Source organism: Streptomyces sp. NPDC002788 (assembly GCF_053592115.1).
This window is the reverse complement of record NZ_JBSFVB010000028.1, coordinates 37,366-52,814: the sequence shown is the minus strand read 5'-3', so window position 1 is coordinate 52,814 and position 15,449 is coordinate 37,366. Positions and strand designations below refer to the sequence as shown.

Sequence of the window (15,449 nt, the reverse complement as noted above, 5' to 3'; positions counted from 1 at the left end):
TCAGAAACGCGAAACGGGCCCGGCACCCTCGGTGCCGAGCCCGGCTCCCGCGCTCAGACCAGCGCCGGTTCCCCGTCCTCCACCGGCGCCTGCTCGCCCTCGACGTGCTGGGCCGGCCGCTCCGGCAGTGCGAACATCAGCAGGAAGATGACGCCCATCACGCCGGCCACCCAGCCCAGCGCGTTCTGGAAGGCGTCGGTGAAGGCCGGGCCGATCCGGTCCCGGCTCAGGTGGTCGGAGATCGTGCCGAAGAACACCACCGACACCAGCCCCAGCCCGAGCGCGTTGCCCATCTGCTGCACGGTGTTGATGAGCCCCGATGCCGAACCGGCGTGCTCGCGCGGCACCTCGGAGAGGATCGCGTCGGTCAGCGGCGCGACGATCAGGCCCATGCCGACGCCCATCACCACGAGCGGGAGGGCCATCTGCCAGGGGGAGACGGCGAGGCCGTAGTGCCCGGCCTCCCAGATGTAGAGCAGCACCCCGGCCGCCATCACCAGCGCACCGGCCTGGAGCACCTTGCGCCCGAAGCGCGGCACCAGATTCTGCACCGACATCCCGGCGGCCACCGACACGGCGATCGAGAACGGCACCCCGGTCAGCCCGGCCTTCAGCGGGCTCCAGCCGAGACCCACCTGCATGTAGAGCGTCCACACCAGGAAGAACACGCCGAGTCCCAGCCCGAAGACGGTCTGCACGGCGATCCCGGCCGCGAAGCTCTTGACCCGGAACAACGACAGCTCGATCAGCGGGGACCCGTCCCGCACGGCCTTCCGCTTCTCGTACGCCACCAGCACCGCGAGGACGACGAGCGCGCCGGCCATCGAGACGTACCCCCACAGCGGCCAGCCCAGCTCGCGCCCGCGGATGAGGGGGTAGATCAGCATCAGCAGGCCCAGCGTCACCAGTGCCACGCCGACGACGTCCAGCCTCAGCGCCCGCGGCGCCTTGGACTCGGTGATGAAGCGGCTGCCGAGGATCAGGCCCGCGACACCCACGGGCAGGTTGATGAGGAAGATCGACCGCCATCCCCACCCGAACAGGTCCCACTCGGTCAGCAGCGCGCCGAGCACCGGACCGGACACGGCCCCGAGGCCCACGACCGCGCCGAACAGTCCGAACACCTTGCCCCGCTCGTGTGCCGGGAAGGTCGCGTGCACGATCGACAGCACCTGCGGCACCATCAACGCCGCCATGCCGCCCTGCAGGAACCGCGAGGCGACCAGCATCTCCGGGTTCACCGCGAGGCCGCAGAGCGCGGAGGCGACGGTGAATCCGCCGATGCCGACGAGGAAGACCCGCTTGCGGCCGTGGATGTCGCCGAGCCGTCCGCCGGTGATCAGCCCGGCGGCGAAGGCGAGGGCGTACCCGGCGGTGATCCACTGGATCTGGCTGAAGGACGCGCCCTCCTCCCGCTGGATCGACGGTACGGCGATGTTGACGATCGTGACGTCGACGAGGTCCATGAAAGCCGCGGTCATCACGATCGCGAGGGCGAACCAGCGGCGGCGGTCGGTCCCGCCGCCCGCGGTGCCGAGGGTGGTGTCGGTGGAGGTCATGCGTCGAAGCTAGGCCCCCACTAGGACAGATCGTGTCCTAGTGGTACGGCATGCTCCAGGCATGACGACGGACACCCCGGCACGGCTGCTGACGCTCCTCTCCCTCCTCCAGACGCCCCGCGAATGGCCCGGCGGCGAGCTCGCCGACCGGCTCCGGGTCTCCCGCCGCACGGTCCGGCGGGACATCGACCGGCTGCGCGAGCTCGGCTACCCCGTGCAGGCGACCAAGGGTTCCGACGGCGGCTACCGGCTGGTCGCCGGGAAGGCCATGCCGCCGCTCGTGCTCGACGACGAGGAGGCCGTCGCCATCGCGGTCGGGCTGCGCGCCGGGGCCGGGCACGCCGTGGAGGGCCTGGACGAGGCGTCGGTACGGGCACTGGCCAAGCTGGAGCAGGTCCTGCCGGGCCGGCTGCGCCATCGCGTGACCACGCTGCAGGCCGCGACCACGCCACTGACCAGCGGGGACGGGCCGAGCATCGCACCCCAGACGCTGACCGTCATGGCCTCGACGGCGACCGGGCACGAGCGGCTGCGGTTCGCCTACCGGGCTGCGGACGGCACCGAGTCGCGCCGGCTGACGGAGCCGTACCGGCTGGTGTCGACCGGCCGCCGCTGGTACCTGGTGGCGTACGACATCGACCGGGACGACTGGCGCACGTTCCGCGTCGACCGGGCGAGCGAGCCGTTCGCCACCGGTGCGCGGTTCGTGCCGCGCGAGCTGCCGACGGGGAGCGCGGCGGAGTACCTGCGGCGGTCGATGCAACGGCAGCAGGCGACCTACGCGTTCGAGGTCACGTTCGCCGCGCCGGCGGACTTCGTCGCCGCACGCGTGCCCAACTGGCTGGGCACGCCCGAGCCGTTGGACGACGGCAGCTGCCGGTTGCGGGGCTCCGTGGGGGACGCGGCGCAGTGGGTGGCGTTCCGGCTGGCGATGCTCGACTGCGACTTCGTCGTGCACCGTCCGGACGAACTCGTCATTGCTGTACGCGAGTTGGGGGCGCGGCTGAGCAGGGCGGCAGCCGGGGGCGGCGGTGCCGACGGGACGTGAGCCGTATGGTCACGGCCCCCACGGGAAGTCCCGCAGCGCCGCGAGATTGCGCAGGGCGAGTTCCGCCGGACCGCCCGGCCCCTCCGCGGGTCCGTCGCCCTCGGCCCAGGCCTCCAGCGCGGCGCGCACCGCGGTACTGGCGACGGCGGCGGCGAAGCGCAGATCAGGTCCGGCGGCAACGTTGTCGAGGCCCCGGCGGTCGTCGGCGCGGTGGGTGCCCGGGTCAGCGAGGGGGTGGTCCGGCCCGTCCGGGCCGACGGGGTCCCCGGGCGTCCCGGCACGTGTCACCCGCCCCGCCAGCACCTCCGCCAGCAGCCGTTCCGACGCCTGGCACACTTCCGCCCACACCCTGCGCAGGGACGGGTTCGCGTCGGCCAGGCGCAGGAGCGTGCGGACCCGCTCCCAGGAGGCCGCCGAGACGCCTGCGCCCGGGGTGAGGGTGTGGCGCACCCCGTGCTCCAGGGCTTGGAGCACGCTCACGTCGGCGGGAGCGGCGCGCACCGCCTCGGCCCAGCGCTGGGAGCCGGCCGCGTACAGCGGGGCGACGGCCTCCTCCTTGGTGGCGAAGTACCGGTAGAAGGTGCGCGGGGCGATACCGGCCGCCTGGGCGATGTCCTCAGCGCGGGTGGCGCGCAGGCCGTGCCGTGCGAAGAGACCGGCCGCCGCCCGGGCGATCTCCATCCGCGTCTCGGCCTTCCGCCGCTCGGTCAGCGAGGACGGAGGCGGGGTGGGGGTGGTGCTGCTCACGCCCGGCAGGCTATGCCCATGTGACACAATCTGCCATCTGGCGGGCCACCCCGTGGTTCAGGTACGGGGTGGCCCGCTTTCCAGCACCCCGGGCATGACAAAAGCCGGGCTCCGGCGTCCGGGGGGAGGGACGCCGGGAGCCCGGCCTGTGGAATGTCCCGGCGCCGGGGGGAGTGCGCCGGGACATTGGCTCCTGGGGGTCAGGGGGTGTGACCCGGGCCCGAATTGGTGGACCCAGGAGTCTTGTTCCCTGCGCCCGCGGGTTGAAGCGGCGTTACAACGCCATGTTTGCGCGGTCTTTCGCCACCCGGCGTACGCGGGGACCTCCGGGCGCACACGGTCCGTCACCCACTGGCCGCGGGAGGCGCACCGTCCGCCCGGACGCTCACCGTCACGCGCGTCACGCGGCCGCGTCGAACCCGGTGCTGCGGGCGAGCTTCTTCAGCTCCAGCAACGCGTGCTTCTCGATCTGGCGGATGCGCTCGCGGGTCAGGCCGTGCTCCTTGCCGACCTCGGTCAGCGTGCGCTCCCGGCCGTCCTCGATGCCGTAGCGCATCTTGATGATCGAGGCCGTGCGCTGGTCGAGGCGGCCGATGAGGTCGTCGAGCTCCTCGCTGCGCAGCAGCGTGAGCACCGACTGCTCGGGCGACACCGCCGAGGTGTCCTCCAGGAGGTCGCCGAACTGGGTCTCGCCCTCGTCGTCCACCGACATGTTCAGCGAGACCGGGTCGCGGGCCCAGTCGAGCACGTCGGTGACGCGCTCCGGCGTCGAGCCCAGCTCGGCGGCGATCTCCGCGGGCTCCGGGTCCCGGCCCTGCTCACGGTTGAACTCGCGCTGCACACGGCGGATCCGGCCGAGCTCCTCCACGAGGTGGACGGGCAGGCGGATCGTACGGGACTGGTCGGCTATGGAGCGGGTGATGGCCTGGCGGATCCACCACGTCGCGTACGTGGAGAACTTGAAGCCCTTGCGGTAGTCGAACTTCTCGACCGCGCGGACCAGGCCGGCGTTGCCCTCCTGGATCAGGTCCAGCAGCGGCAGACCGCTGCGGGGGTAACGGCGGGCGACGGCGACGACCAGGCGCAGGTTGGAGCGGATGAAGATGTCCTTGGCCCGCTCCGCACCGGCGACCAGGGACTCGAGCTCCTCACGGGTGGCGTCCGTCTTGGTCTCCTCGAACCCGTCGAGGATCTGCCTCGCGAACACACCCGCCTCGATGACCTGGGACAGCTCGACTTCCTTTGCGGCGTCGAGCAGCGGCGTGCGCGCGATCTCGTCGAGGTACATGCCGACCAGGTCGCGGTCGGCGATCTCTCCGCCATGGGCGCGAACACTGCTTGCCGCGTCGGCCGTCTCGCCGGTGGCGGACTGACGACGGGCGACGGCACGGGTTGCCATGCGTGCTCCCTTGCGATGATGAGGTCAGCGGGTGGTCCTTCGGACGCCGGACTCCGTCTCCGGGACCCTTCCGGACTCTCCTCGGGTGCCCCGCATCCGATGGAAACAACGACTGGAATCAGGACAGAATTCCCAACCGGGCACCCAATTTTTCTGATCTTGCAGTACCCTGTCCGGCCACATGGGGAGGCACGATGCCGTCGGAACGCACAGAGGTGCAGGTCAGGCCGGGAGTCGAGGCTGACCTCGCAGCCCTCACCACCCTCTACAACCACTATGTACGTGAGACGGCGATCACATTCGATACCGCGATCTTCACTCCGGAGGAGCGCCGCCCTTGGCTGCTCTCCCACCCTGAAGACGGGCCGTACCGCCTGATGGTTGCCGCGGAGCCGGAGACACAGCGGATTCTGGGCTACGCCACATCCAGCCCGTTCCGGGCGAAGCCCGCCTACGCGACCTCCGTGGAGACGACCGTGTACGTCGCCCCGGACGCCGGCCGCCGAGGCATCGGCACGCTCCTCTACAAGGCGCTCTTCGAGGCCCTGTCCGGCGAGGACCTGCACCGCGCCTACGCCGGCATCGCTCAGCCGAACGAGGCGTCGGCCCGGCTGCACGAGCGCTTCGACTTCCGTCACGTGGGCACGTACCGCGAGGTCGGCCGCAAGTTCGGCCGCTACTGGGACGTGGCCTGGTACGAGAAGGACCTCACGTAGGGTCCCGCTCTCAGCCGAACTGCACCGACCGCTTCGCCAGCCCCATCCAGAACCCGTCGATCACCGACTTCTGCGCGTCCAGCTCCCCGGCGGCGTCGGCCGCGCCCATGGTCACGAACAGCGGGGCGAAGTGCTCGGTGCGCGGGTGGGCCAGCTGCCCCGCGGGGGACTTGCGGGTGAAGTCGAGCAGGGCATCCACGTCCCGCGCCTCCAGCGCCCGCCGACCCCAGTCGTCGAACTCCGCCGACCAGGCCGGGACGCCGCCCTGCCGGAGCGCTGCCAGGTTGTGGGTGAAGAAGCCGGAGCCGACGATCAGTACGCCCTCGTCGCGCAGCGGGGCGAGCCGGCGGCCGATCTCCATGAGCCGGACCGGGTCGAGCGTCGGCATGGACACCTGGAGGACCGGGATGTCGGCCTCCGGGTACATCTCGACCAGCGGAACGTACGCACCGTGGTCGAGGCCGCGGTCGGGGACGTCCTGGACGGGCATGCCGGGGGCACGCAGCAGCTTCCGTACGGACTCGGCGAGCTCCGGTGCGCCGGGGGCGCCGTACGTCACCTCGTAGTAGTGCTCCGGGAAGCCCCAGAAGTCGTAGACGAGCGGGACCGCCTCGGTGGCACCGAGGGCGAGCGGGGCCTCCTCCCAGTGGGCGGAGACGACCAGGATCGCCCTGGGGCGCGGCAGGCCGGCGGACCAGGCGGCCAGCTCCCCGGGCCAAACCGGGTCGTCCGCCAGGGGCGGAGCGCCGTGACTGAGGTACAGAGCGGGCATGCGCTCCTGAGTGGCGGCGGACATGCTGCGACTCCTTCCAAAACATGATTCCCTAACAAACTGTACGAGCCACTTGTTTAAAGTTCAAGGAGGGTCCGCGTAGAGTGGAACACATGAAGGCACCCGCATCCGCACCGACACCGAGCTCCGCCGCGGAGCCCCAGGAACCGCGCTGGCTCACCGACGAGGAGCAGCGCGTCTGGCGCTCGTTCATGGAGGGCGTCACCCTCCTCGACGACCATCTCGACCGTCAGCTCCAGCGCGACGCGGGCATGCCGCACGTCTACTACGGCCTTCTGGTCAAGCTCGCCGAGGCGCCGCGGCGGCGACTGCGGATGACCGAGCTGGCGATGCTGGCGAAGATCACCCGCTCCCGCCTCTCGCACGCCATCGCGCGTCTGGAGAAGAACGGCTGGGTGCGCCGCGAGGACTGCCCCGACGACAAGCGGGGCCAGTTCGCCGTCCTGACGGACGAGGGCTACGAGGTGCTGCGGCAGACCGCGCCGGGCCATGTGGAGGCCGTACGCCAGGCGGTCTTCGACCGGCTCTCCCCGCAACAGCAGAAGTCCCTCGGCGAGATCATGCGGATCATCGCCGAGGGACTCCAGCCGGCCGAAGCGGGTGCGGACCTGCCCTGGCTCCGCTGAGCCGGGGCAGGTCCTGGATTCCGTAGGTGCGAGGCGTCCCCTTCCTCGTGCCTACGGATGGCCCGAAGGGGTGAGGGGCGCGGCCGTCAGTGGGCCACGACGGGGATCTTCACCTCGTCCGCCGCGTCCTCGTCGGAGCCGGTCACCGGGGTCGTACCCGGGCGGCCGGCGTTGACGAAGGTCAGGGCGATCGCCGCGGCCACCACGAGGATGCCGACGGCGACCCAGATGGCGCTGGTGTAGCCCTGCACCATGGCCTCCAGCTGGACCAGCTGCTGCTGGGAGCGGCTGGTCGCCCCGGCGATGTGGTCGGCGACGTACGCCGTGGTCGCCGAGGCGGCGATGGTGTTCAGCAGGGCCGTACCGATCGCGCCGCCCACCTGCTGCGAGGTGTTGACCATCGCGGAGGCGACACCGGCGTCCCGCGGCTCCACGCCCTGGGTGGCCAGCGACATGGCCGGCATGAACGCCGTACCCATGCCGAGGCCGAGCAGCAGCATCGCCGGCAGCAGCAGGGCGGCGTACGAGGAGCCGATCTCCAGCTGGGTCAGCAGCAGCATGCCGAGCGCGGCGACCAGGAAGCCGGGGCCCATCAGCAGGCGCGGGGCCACCCGGGTCATCAGGCGGGTGCCGATCTGGGTGGAGCCCGTGATCATGCCCGCGATCATCGGCAGGAACGCGAACCCGGTCTTGACCGGCGAGTACCCCTTCACGATCTGCAGGTAGTAGGTCAGGAAGAGGAACAGGCCGAACATCGCGATGATCGCGAGACCGAGGGAGAGGTAGATGCCACCGCGGTTGCGCTCGGTGACCACCCGCAGCGGCAGCAGCGGGGCGTTGACCCTGGACTCGACGAACACGAAGGCCAGCAGCAGCGCGGCCGAGGCGGCGAACATGCCGACGGTCACAGCGTCGCTCCAGCCGTCCGACTCGGCGCGGGTGAAGCCGTAGACGAGGGCGACCAGGCCGAGGGTGGACAGGAACACGCCGGGGATGTCGAGCGGGGAGTGGTTGCGGCCGCCCTCCGGCTCACGGATGACGAAGTAGGCGCCGGCCGCGGCGACGATGGCGAACGGGATGTTCACGAAGAACGTCCAGCGCCAGTCCAGGTACTCGGTGAGGAAGCCGCCCAGGATCAGACCGACGGCGCCGCCGCCACCGGCGATCGCGCCGTAGATGCCGAACGCCTTCGCGCGCTCCTTGGCGTCGGTGAACATCACCGCGAGCAGGGAGAGCGCGGCGGGCGCGAGCAGCGCGCCGAACGCACCCTGGAGGGCGCGGGCGCCGAACATCATCGCCTCGTTGGTGGCGGCGCCGCCGAGCGCGGAGGCCGCGGCGAAGCCGCCCAGGCCCACGACGAAGGCCTTCTTGCGGCCCCACAGGTCGGCTATCCGGCCGCCGAACAGGAGCAGACCGCCGAAGGCGAGGGCGTAGGCCGTGACGACCCACTGCCGGTTGCCGTCGGAGATGCCCAGGTCCTGCTGGGCGGAGGGCAGGGCGATGTTCACGATGGTGGCGTCCAGGACGACCATCAGCTGCGCGAGCGCGATGAAGACGAGCGCTTTCCAGCGGCCCGGATCCGGTTCGGCCGGGGTGTGAAGGGCCTTTGAGGCTGTTTCAGACATGGCGGTACCCACTTCGGGACTTCGTGACGGAAAAGGGTGATGAATGGGACGAATAGTGCCAAAAGGTGACGACTCGCCTGCGTGGCGGCCGTAGGGACTGTCGCCTGCGTGTCAGACCGGTGGGGCGGTGCTTCGGACGGGCGGTGAGTACTTCGCACCGGTGGGGCGGTGCCTCGGACGGGCGGTGAGTACTTCGCACCGGTGGGGCGGTGCCTCGGGCCGATGGGCGGTTCTCAGACCGGTGGGCGGTCCTTGAGACCGGCGGGGCGGGCGGGAGTGATCGCCCGCGGTGGACTGATCGCTCAGGACTGGCGGAGATCCTCCAGGGTGACGGCCGTCCCCGGCAGCACGGACGGGGCCGGGGCCCGCATTCCGTCCAGGAACAGCTGAAGGTGGCGGTGGACGAAGCGGTCGGCGCGGAAGCAGTCCGTGCCGGCCGGGGGCCGGCTGAGCTGGGCCAGGCCGACCATCACATCACCGAGATCGACGTCGGTGCGGAGCCGTCCGGCCGCCTTGGCGCGGTCCATGATCTCCGCGACGAGTCGCTCGACGCGTTCGCGTGCGGCCTCCAGGTCGGGGTGGTTCCGGTCGAACGTGCTGGAGACCATCGGACACAGCGCACTGATCCGCTCGTCCACGGCAGTGTGCGCGAAGCACTCCAGGGCCTCGAAGGCGTCCTGCGACTCCGCGAGCGCCTGCTCGGCCGCCCGGACCATACGGTCCATGACGGAGCAGACGACCTCGCGGGCGAGTGCGTCGCGGTCCGGGAAGTTGCGGTACACCGTCGCGTTGCCGACACCGGCCCGGCGGGCGATCTCGTCCAGCGGCACCTCGGGGCCGTGCTCGACGAACATCTCCCGGGCGGCGGCGACGATCCGCTCCCGGTTGCGCAGGGCGTCGGCGCGAGGCCGGGGCGCCTTGCGCTCTACGGGGGTGGCGGTCTGCACGGTGCGCTCCTGGTGAGGTGTGCGGTTTCGATCCGGGGAGGAGTTCCCCGTTTCGGTCGGACACATGGCTAAACGGGGAGTGGGTCCCCGGTATTTCCCTTGAGCCGGGAAATTATTTGTGACCTGGGTCACGCGCCCGGAATCCGCTCGGCTGGGTGGGCACATCGTGCCGCTCGGGTGATCGGGCCCTGCCTGCTCGGCGGTGCCCAGAGCCGGGGTATGTGGACGCGGTGGTGGGCGCGACGGCACCCGCTCCGCCGGGTTGCTGCTGAGGCGCCGGTCGGCAATCCCCCGCCGAAGGCCTGAAGCCAGCACGCCAGGAGGCCGGGGCCGGGAGGCCGTAGACAGGCCGGGCCTGAAACCGGCGGAAACCGGGGTGACCAGGGGCGGCACAAGGCCGGGGCATGACCATCGGCCGCACAACGCCGGGGGCATGACCAGTGCCCTCCGTCCCGGCTACCCGCGGGAAACCCACGATCGGTCTCGTCCAGCGAGCGCCCCCACACCCCCCGACGCAGGGTGATCGCAAGGGTGCAGCCGGAGACCGGAGGCTGCCGTGGCGCGGGAGGTCCCTTGCAGGTCCGTGGCATGCGGCCGCAGCGCCGGCGCCCCCGGTCGAGCAGCTCGGGGCCGCCCGGCCACCGGATACCCAGGCGCCGTCTGGCCGCCCTGGCCTGCGTGACCGCCCTGACCTTCACGGTCAGCACCTCGGCCGGCACAGGTCACCTCGCCCCGGGCACCATGACGGCCGGAGCCGGCCCGACCACCCTGCCCCGCACCCCGGCGCACGCCCCCTGCCTGATACGCGGTGCCCGCGAGGTCCAGATGTCCGAGGGCATCCCCACCTCCGCCGGCTACGCCCGCTCGACCGGCACCGTCCGCGCCCTCACTCTGATGATCGACTTCTCGGACGCCCCCGGCGAGGGCCGGGCCATGGACCGCTTCGGGGAGTTCTTCCCGCAGACCCGCCAGTGGTTCCGCACCAGCTCCTACGGCCGCCTCGACTACCGCCCCGAGACCCCGATCCCGGGGTGGCTGCGGATGCCGAAGTCCTTCCACGAGTACGGCATAGAGCGCGGCGCTCCGTTCGAACCCGGCTACCGCGCGCTGGTCCAGGACCTCGTCGCCGCGGCCGACCCGAGGGTGGACTTCCGCCAGTACGACCTGCTGAACGTCCTGGTCACTCCGAACGCCGGTCCCTCCGCCCTGGACACGGTTCTGTCCGTCACCTTCGCCGGCAACCCCGAGGCGCCGCGAGCGGACGGCATCCCCGTCGCCAACGCCTCATTCGTCTACTCCCGCCAGGACGACGGCTCCGGCTCCTACGCCCGCACCGGCTACCGCGTCCTCCCCCACGAGAACGGCCACGTCTTCGGCCTGCCCGACCTGTACACCGCCGAGGGCGGGGGCGCGGTCGGCCACTGGGACATCATGAGCGAGGACTGGGGCGCCAACAACGACTTCCTCGGCTGGCACAAGTGGAAGCTGGGCTGGCTGGACGCCACCCAGGTGCACTGCGCGGCCTCCCCCGGCACGACGGAGTACACCCTCACACCACTCGCCCTGACCGGCGGCCCCAAGCTGGTCTTCGTCCCCCTGGACACCAGGACCGGCTACGCCGTGGAAGTGCGCACCCGCGCGGGCAACGACGAGACGGTGTGCCGCCCGGGCGTCCTGATCTACAGGGTCGACGCCGAGGTGGACACGGGCATGGGCCCGGTCACGGTCCACGACTCCCGTCGAGACAGCGGCGGCTGCACCCGCGCCCCGAACGTCCACGCGGAACTGTCCGACGCGCCCTTCACGCCCGGGAAGACGTTCCGGGACCCGGGCAGAGGCATCGCGATCGAGGTGGCGGAGGCGGACACGGACGGCGGGTACCGGGTGCGGGTGACGAGGGACTAGCGAGCGTAAGTGGACCCGTACGAGGGGCGCGTACGAGAGCCCGTATGAGGGGCGCGCGTACGTGGGCCCGTACAAGGGGCACGTACGAGGGCCCGCGCAAGGGGCACGTACAAGGGCCCGCGCAAGGGGCACGTACAAGGGCCCGCGCAAGGGGCACGTACGAGGAACCCTTCGGCGGCTCCGCATCCCGCGTCCCGCATCGGCGGCCCGCGTCCCGCGCTCCCCATCGGCGGCCCCCGATCACGGGTCCCGCGTTCGGATTACGGTGGGCCTGCCGAGACCGCCGTACCGGAGAGCCGATGCCAGCGAAGCCCACGTCCGAGCCCCCCGAGGGGCCCTCCCGAGCTGCCGACGGGTCCGCCCCGCCGGCCGAGGGGGCAGCCGCCTCGGCGGCCGAGGGGGCAATCGCCTCGACCGGGAGTGCCGTGCCCGCCGAGGCAGTCACCCCGCTCATCCGCGGCATCGCGGTCCTGCGGGAGCTGACCGAGGCGGACGGCGCGCTGAGCCTGAGCGGCCTGGAACGCGCCACCGGACTGGCCCGCTCCACGGTCGACCGCATCACCACCACACTCGCCCGCATGGGCTACGTCCGTTTCGACGGCCGGGACGTCCACCTGTCCCCCCGCCTGATGGAACTGGGCAACGCCTACCTGGCCGCCCTTCGCCTCCCCGCCCTGCTCTCTTCCCGGGCGGACGCCCTGGCCGACGAACTGGACGAGTCGGTCTCCCTGGCGGTCGCCGATCGCGACGGCATCCGCTTCATCCACCAGGCGACCCGCCGCCGCGCGATGGCCCTGAGCTTCCGCATCGGCGATCTGCTCCCCGCCGAACGCACGGCACCGGGCCCGCTGTTCGCCACGGAGTGGACTCGAACCGACTGGCAACGCTGGCGCGAGCGCCGGGCGACGGATCCCAGGGACATGTCCTTCACGGCCGTACCCCCACGCAAGTACGGAGCGGACGAACGAGACGACGAGTCCTTCGTACGCCGCACGGAAGAAGCGGCGGCGAACGGCTGGGCCGTCGACGACCAACTGATCGAACCCGGCCTGGTGGCGATCTCGGTACCGGTCCGGACCGCCGCCACGGGCGGGCGGATCGCGTGCGTGGCGAGCGTGGTCAGCCACACGAGCCGCCACACCGCACGCGGCCTGCGGACCTCCCTCCTGCCGAGGCTGCGGTCGGCGGTCACGGAGATGGAACGCGCACTCCACCACACCCCGCCCCCGGACCCCGGCCCGCCCCCCGCCGACCTGGCACTCTGGACGAGCGCGTCCAAACAACAACTCGGCCGCGAGTTCATCGAGTCGTTGGCCCGAGGCCTGACGGTCCTCACGACCTTCGGCGAGACCAGACCGCAGCAGACCCTCACGGAGGTGGCCCGGGCAACGGGCCTGGCCCGGGCAACGGCCCGCCGGGCCCTGATCACCTACGAACACCTGGGCCTGGTGACCCCCACGGGCCGCACCTTCAGCCTCACCCCCCGCGTCCTCTCGCTCGGCTTCCCACCCCTGTCCCGCACCACCCTCCCCGAGATCGCCCAGCCCCACCTGGCCGACCTGACGTCCGGCATCCACGAGTCGACGTCACTCGCGGTCCTGTCGGACTCGGGCGAGGAGATCCAGTACACGGCGCGGGTGGCGACGGGCCGGGTGATGAGCGTGAACATCACGGTGGGTACGCGGTTGCCGGCCTACGCGACGGCCCTCGGACGCGTACTCCTCGCAGACGCCCCCGCCCACCGACTCCCCCGCGGGGACCTCCGCCCCCTCACCCCCCACACGATCACGGACAGACAGACACTGGAGAAAACCCTCTCCTCGATCCGCTCCCAGGGCTACGCCCTTGTCGACGAGGAGCTGGAAGAGGGCCTCCGCTCCATCGCGGCCCCCGTCCGCGACCGCTCGGGCCGTGTGGTCGCGGCCCTGAACGCAGCGATGCACGCGAGCCGCCGCACGCCCGGCGAGTGCGTGACGGACCTGCTCCCCGAACTGACGACAACAGCCACCCGCATCGAATCAGACCTCCACACCGCAACCCGCTTCGCCCACGTCCCCCTGACCTGACCCCACCCCGCCCCCGCCCCCGCTGCCCGCGTACACGTACCCGTCGTCATCGGCGGCCATCGCGGCCATCGCGGCCACCCGACCGGTGACGTTGCCCGAGCCGCCGCTGGAGTTGGAGTCGATGTCGCGGTAGCGCGGGTCGTCGGAGTTGTACGGCAGGTCGGTGACGCTGCGCCGACTACCCCCCTACCGGGAAGCTTGGTCGGGCTGGTCCATGCGGCGCCGTACGCGCCCGGTGCGACGATGCCGGGTGAGGTGCGGGCCTCGGCGTACTGGTTCGCGCCCTCGGCTATCTCGTCGGTCTCGTTGCCGTCGTCCTCCTCCGCCACCTTGGGGCTCATGGCCCCCACCGACTGCTCGTGTCCGGCCGCGAGTTGCGCGAGTGGCGGACCCCGAAGGGGCTGCTGTCGCCGCCGGGTGCGGCGCTCGCGGGTATCGCGAGGAGTCCCGGCGGATGCGGTGCTGGCGCAGATCGTCAGCCATCGTCTTCTACGGGTCGGTGCTGGCACCAGGTCCTCCCAAACGGGCATCGACAGACCATCGGAAGAGACCTGATCACGGGTGGGAGAAGGCGCCCGACGCTTGAGAAGTTTTTGACCAGGGCCTGTCACTTCGTGACCCCCCGCCGCCCACAACCCGCCACCAAGTGACGCACATCACTATGAAGGGCTCTTGGTGAAGGGGCGCCCCCCGTGTCACTATTCCTGCACGCCAACCCTGCCCAAAATCTGCTGGATGCTGGGGTTGAGCATCTCCCCCCTCCGCACGCGCCGTCGCGGCTGCCGGAGGCTGGAGCGCAGGCCGGCCAGCGGCTCTGGATCCGACCCGGCCGGGACCCCACCAACGCGTGCGCAGGCCGACTGTCGCCAGCTCAAGGCGTGGCCGACCCATTTCTCCCGCGATGCCGGTGACATGCCCGTCACGGGCACCGGCATCCATCGCCGCCCACGACGTCGCGTTGCGCTCCCACTTCGCACCCACGCCTGTACGCCAAGATCTACAAATGGAGGAAGAATGTCAGACTCCGCTGAGTTGACGGACCTTTACTCGGCCATCGAGGAAACGGCTCGAGTTATGGGCGTAGCGAGCTCACGTACCAAGGTTCGGCCTGTCCTGACCTCGTACCAGCATGTGATGGCCCAGGCCGTGATTTCGTTCCGGGCACAGACCGGCCCGCGCGGCGTCGGAGATCTCGACTGCCGCTGGACGATGCTTCCCAAGGACCTCGATCCGTACGCTCTCGCTCTGTCCAGCGACCTCATCGCGGAGACGGACCACCCCGTAGGCACCCTGCCGGGGGAGATACACCGGCAGTTCCCCGTCAACGGCTACGGCTTCGACTTCGGAGTCGCCGGCGGCTTCAAGAAGACCTGGTCCTTCTTCGACGCGGCAGCCCCGCACTCAGTGGCGGCGCTCGGCGACCTTCCGTCGATGCCACGCAGCGTGTCCGAGAACCTCGGCTTCTTCACGAAGTACGGCCTGGCCGACCTGGTGAACACGGTGGGGATCGACTACGCGAAGCGAACGGTGAACCTGTACTTCGCCCGGCCGTCGGCGGAAGCCTTCGCGCCGGAGGGCATCCAGTCGATCCTCCGTGACGCCGGCATGCCCGAGGCGAGCGAGCAACTGCTGCGCTTCTCCGAGCAGGCGTTCGGCGTCTACACCACCATGAGCTGGGACACCCCGAAGATCGAGCGGGTCACCTTCGCCGCCAGGACCACGGCCCCACTGGAGCTCCCCGTGGACATCGACCCGAGCCTCGAGCGGCTCGTGAAAGAGGCTCCCTACGACACCGCCGGCCGACAGTTCGTCTACGGCATCTCGGCAACTCCCAAGGGCGAGTTCCACAAGATTCAGTCGTACTACCAGTGGCACGACCGGGTGGTGTCGATGCTGGAGCCGGTCGACGCCTGACAGCACCGCCTTCCGGTGCGAGAAATCCACAGACGGAGAAATCCGCACACAAGGGTTTGCAGGGACACAGCACATGATTCCCTGCAAACCCTCTTTTTTTCGCA

General features: G+C 70.9%; 12 protein-coding genes and 1 pseudogene. 6 read left to right on the top strand and 7 right to left on the bottom strand.

What is annotated here, in order from left to right; genetic code table 11:
- Positions 1-53: 53 nt before the first annotated feature.
- The gene (locus ACWD1U_RS35100) at positions 54-1,559 is read right to left on the bottom strand and encodes an MFS transporter (protein WP_451113411.1); all 1,506 of its coding nucleotides are present in this window, start codon (positions 1,557-1,559) and stop codon (positions 54-56) included.
- 61 nt (positions 1,560-1,620) lie between these two features.
- Here ACWD1U_RS35100 and ACWD1U_RS35095 point away from each other — a divergent pair, with 61 nt between their 5' ends.
- A complete protein-coding gene (locus tag ACWD1U_RS35095) occupies positions 1,621-2,607 on the top strand; it encodes a helix-turn-helix transcriptional regulator (RefSeq protein WP_451113410.1) in 987 nt (328 codons plus the stop codon).
- 9 nt (positions 2,608-2,616) lie between these two features.
- Here ACWD1U_RS35095 and ACWD1U_RS35090 read toward each other — a convergent pair whose 3' ends face one another.
- Positions 2,617-3,354 carry a TetR/AcrR family transcriptional regulator gene (locus ACWD1U_RS35090; RefSeq protein ID WP_451113409.1) on the bottom strand — a complete coding sequence of 246 codons (738 nt, stop codon included), beginning with the start codon at positions 3,352-3,354 and terminating at the stop codon, positions 2,617-2,619.
- 400 nt (positions 3,355-3,754) lie between these two features.
- Positions 3,755-4,753, bottom strand: a complete 999-nt coding sequence (locus ACWD1U_RS35085; RefSeq protein WP_451113408.1) for a sigma-70 family RNA polymerase sigma factor — start codon at positions 4,751-4,753, stop codon at positions 3,755-3,757.
- A gap of 194 nt (positions 4,754-4,947) precedes the next feature.
- Here ACWD1U_RS35085 and ACWD1U_RS35080 point away from each other — a divergent pair, with 194 nt between their 5' ends.
- Positions 4,948-5,469, top strand: a complete 522-nt coding sequence (locus tag ACWD1U_RS35080) for an N-acetyltransferase family protein (RefSeq protein ID WP_451113407.1) — start codon at positions 4,948-4,950, stop codon at positions 5,467-5,469.
- Between the two features lie 10 nt (positions 5,470-5,479).
- On the opposite strand, the gene ACWD1U_RS35075 is transcribed toward ACWD1U_RS35080, so the two are convergent.
- A complete protein-coding gene (locus ACWD1U_RS35075) occupies positions 5,480-6,265 on the bottom strand; it encodes a dioxygenase family protein (RefSeq protein ID WP_451113406.1) in 786 nt (261 codons plus the stop codon).
- An 89-nt stretch (positions 6,266-6,354) separates the two neighbouring features.
- On the opposite strand from ACWD1U_RS35075, the gene ACWD1U_RS35070 reads away from it, so the two are divergent.
- Positions 6,355-6,888, top strand: coding sequence for a MarR family winged helix-turn-helix transcriptional regulator (locus tag ACWD1U_RS35070; protein ID WP_451113405.1), 534 nt, complete (start codon positions 6,355-6,357; stop codon positions 6,886-6,888).
- A gap of 86 nt (positions 6,889-6,974) precedes the next feature.
- Here ACWD1U_RS35070 and ACWD1U_RS35065 read toward each other — a convergent pair whose 3' ends face one another.
- Positions 6,975-8,513, bottom strand: coding sequence for an MFS transporter (locus tag ACWD1U_RS35065; protein ID WP_451113404.1), 1,539 nt, complete (start codon positions 8,511-8,513; stop codon positions 6,975-6,977).
- Between the two features lie 302 nt (positions 8,514-8,815).
- On the bottom strand, positions 8,816-9,460 hold the full coding sequence (locus ACWD1U_RS35060; RefSeq protein WP_451113403.1) for a TetR/AcrR family transcriptional regulator: 645 nt from the start codon (positions 9,458-9,460) through the stop codon (positions 8,816-8,818).
- Between the two features lie 588 nt (positions 9,461-10,048).
- On the opposite strand from ACWD1U_RS35060, the gene ACWD1U_RS35055 reads away from it, so the two are divergent.
- Positions 10,049-11,365: a M6 family metalloprotease domain-containing protein gene (locus tag ACWD1U_RS35055; protein ID WP_451113402.1), complete on the top strand. Its 1,317-nt coding sequence runs from the start codon at positions 10,049-10,051 to the stop codon at positions 11,363-11,365.
- Between the two features lie 299 nt (positions 11,366-11,664).
- Positions 11,665-13,431, top strand: coding sequence for an IclR family transcriptional regulator domain-containing protein (locus tag ACWD1U_RS35050; protein ID WP_451113401.1), 1,767 nt, complete (start codon positions 11,665-11,667; stop codon positions 13,429-13,431).
- A gap of 9 nt (positions 13,432-13,440) precedes the next feature.
- Here the strand turns inward: ACWD1U_RS35050 and ACWD1U_RS35045 are convergent.
- A pseudogene (locus ACWD1U_RS35045) lies at positions 13,441-13,940 on the bottom strand (glycosyl hydrolase); the annotation flags it as partial.
- 226 nt (positions 13,941-14,166) lie between these two features.
- On the opposite strand from ACWD1U_RS35045, the gene ACWD1U_RS35040 reads away from it, so the two are divergent.
- Positions 14,167-15,345: an aromatic prenyltransferase gene (locus ACWD1U_RS35040; protein WP_451113400.1), complete on the top strand. Its 1,179-nt coding sequence runs from the start codon at positions 14,167-14,169 to the stop codon at positions 15,343-15,345.
- Positions 15,346-15,449: the final 104 nt, after the last annotated feature.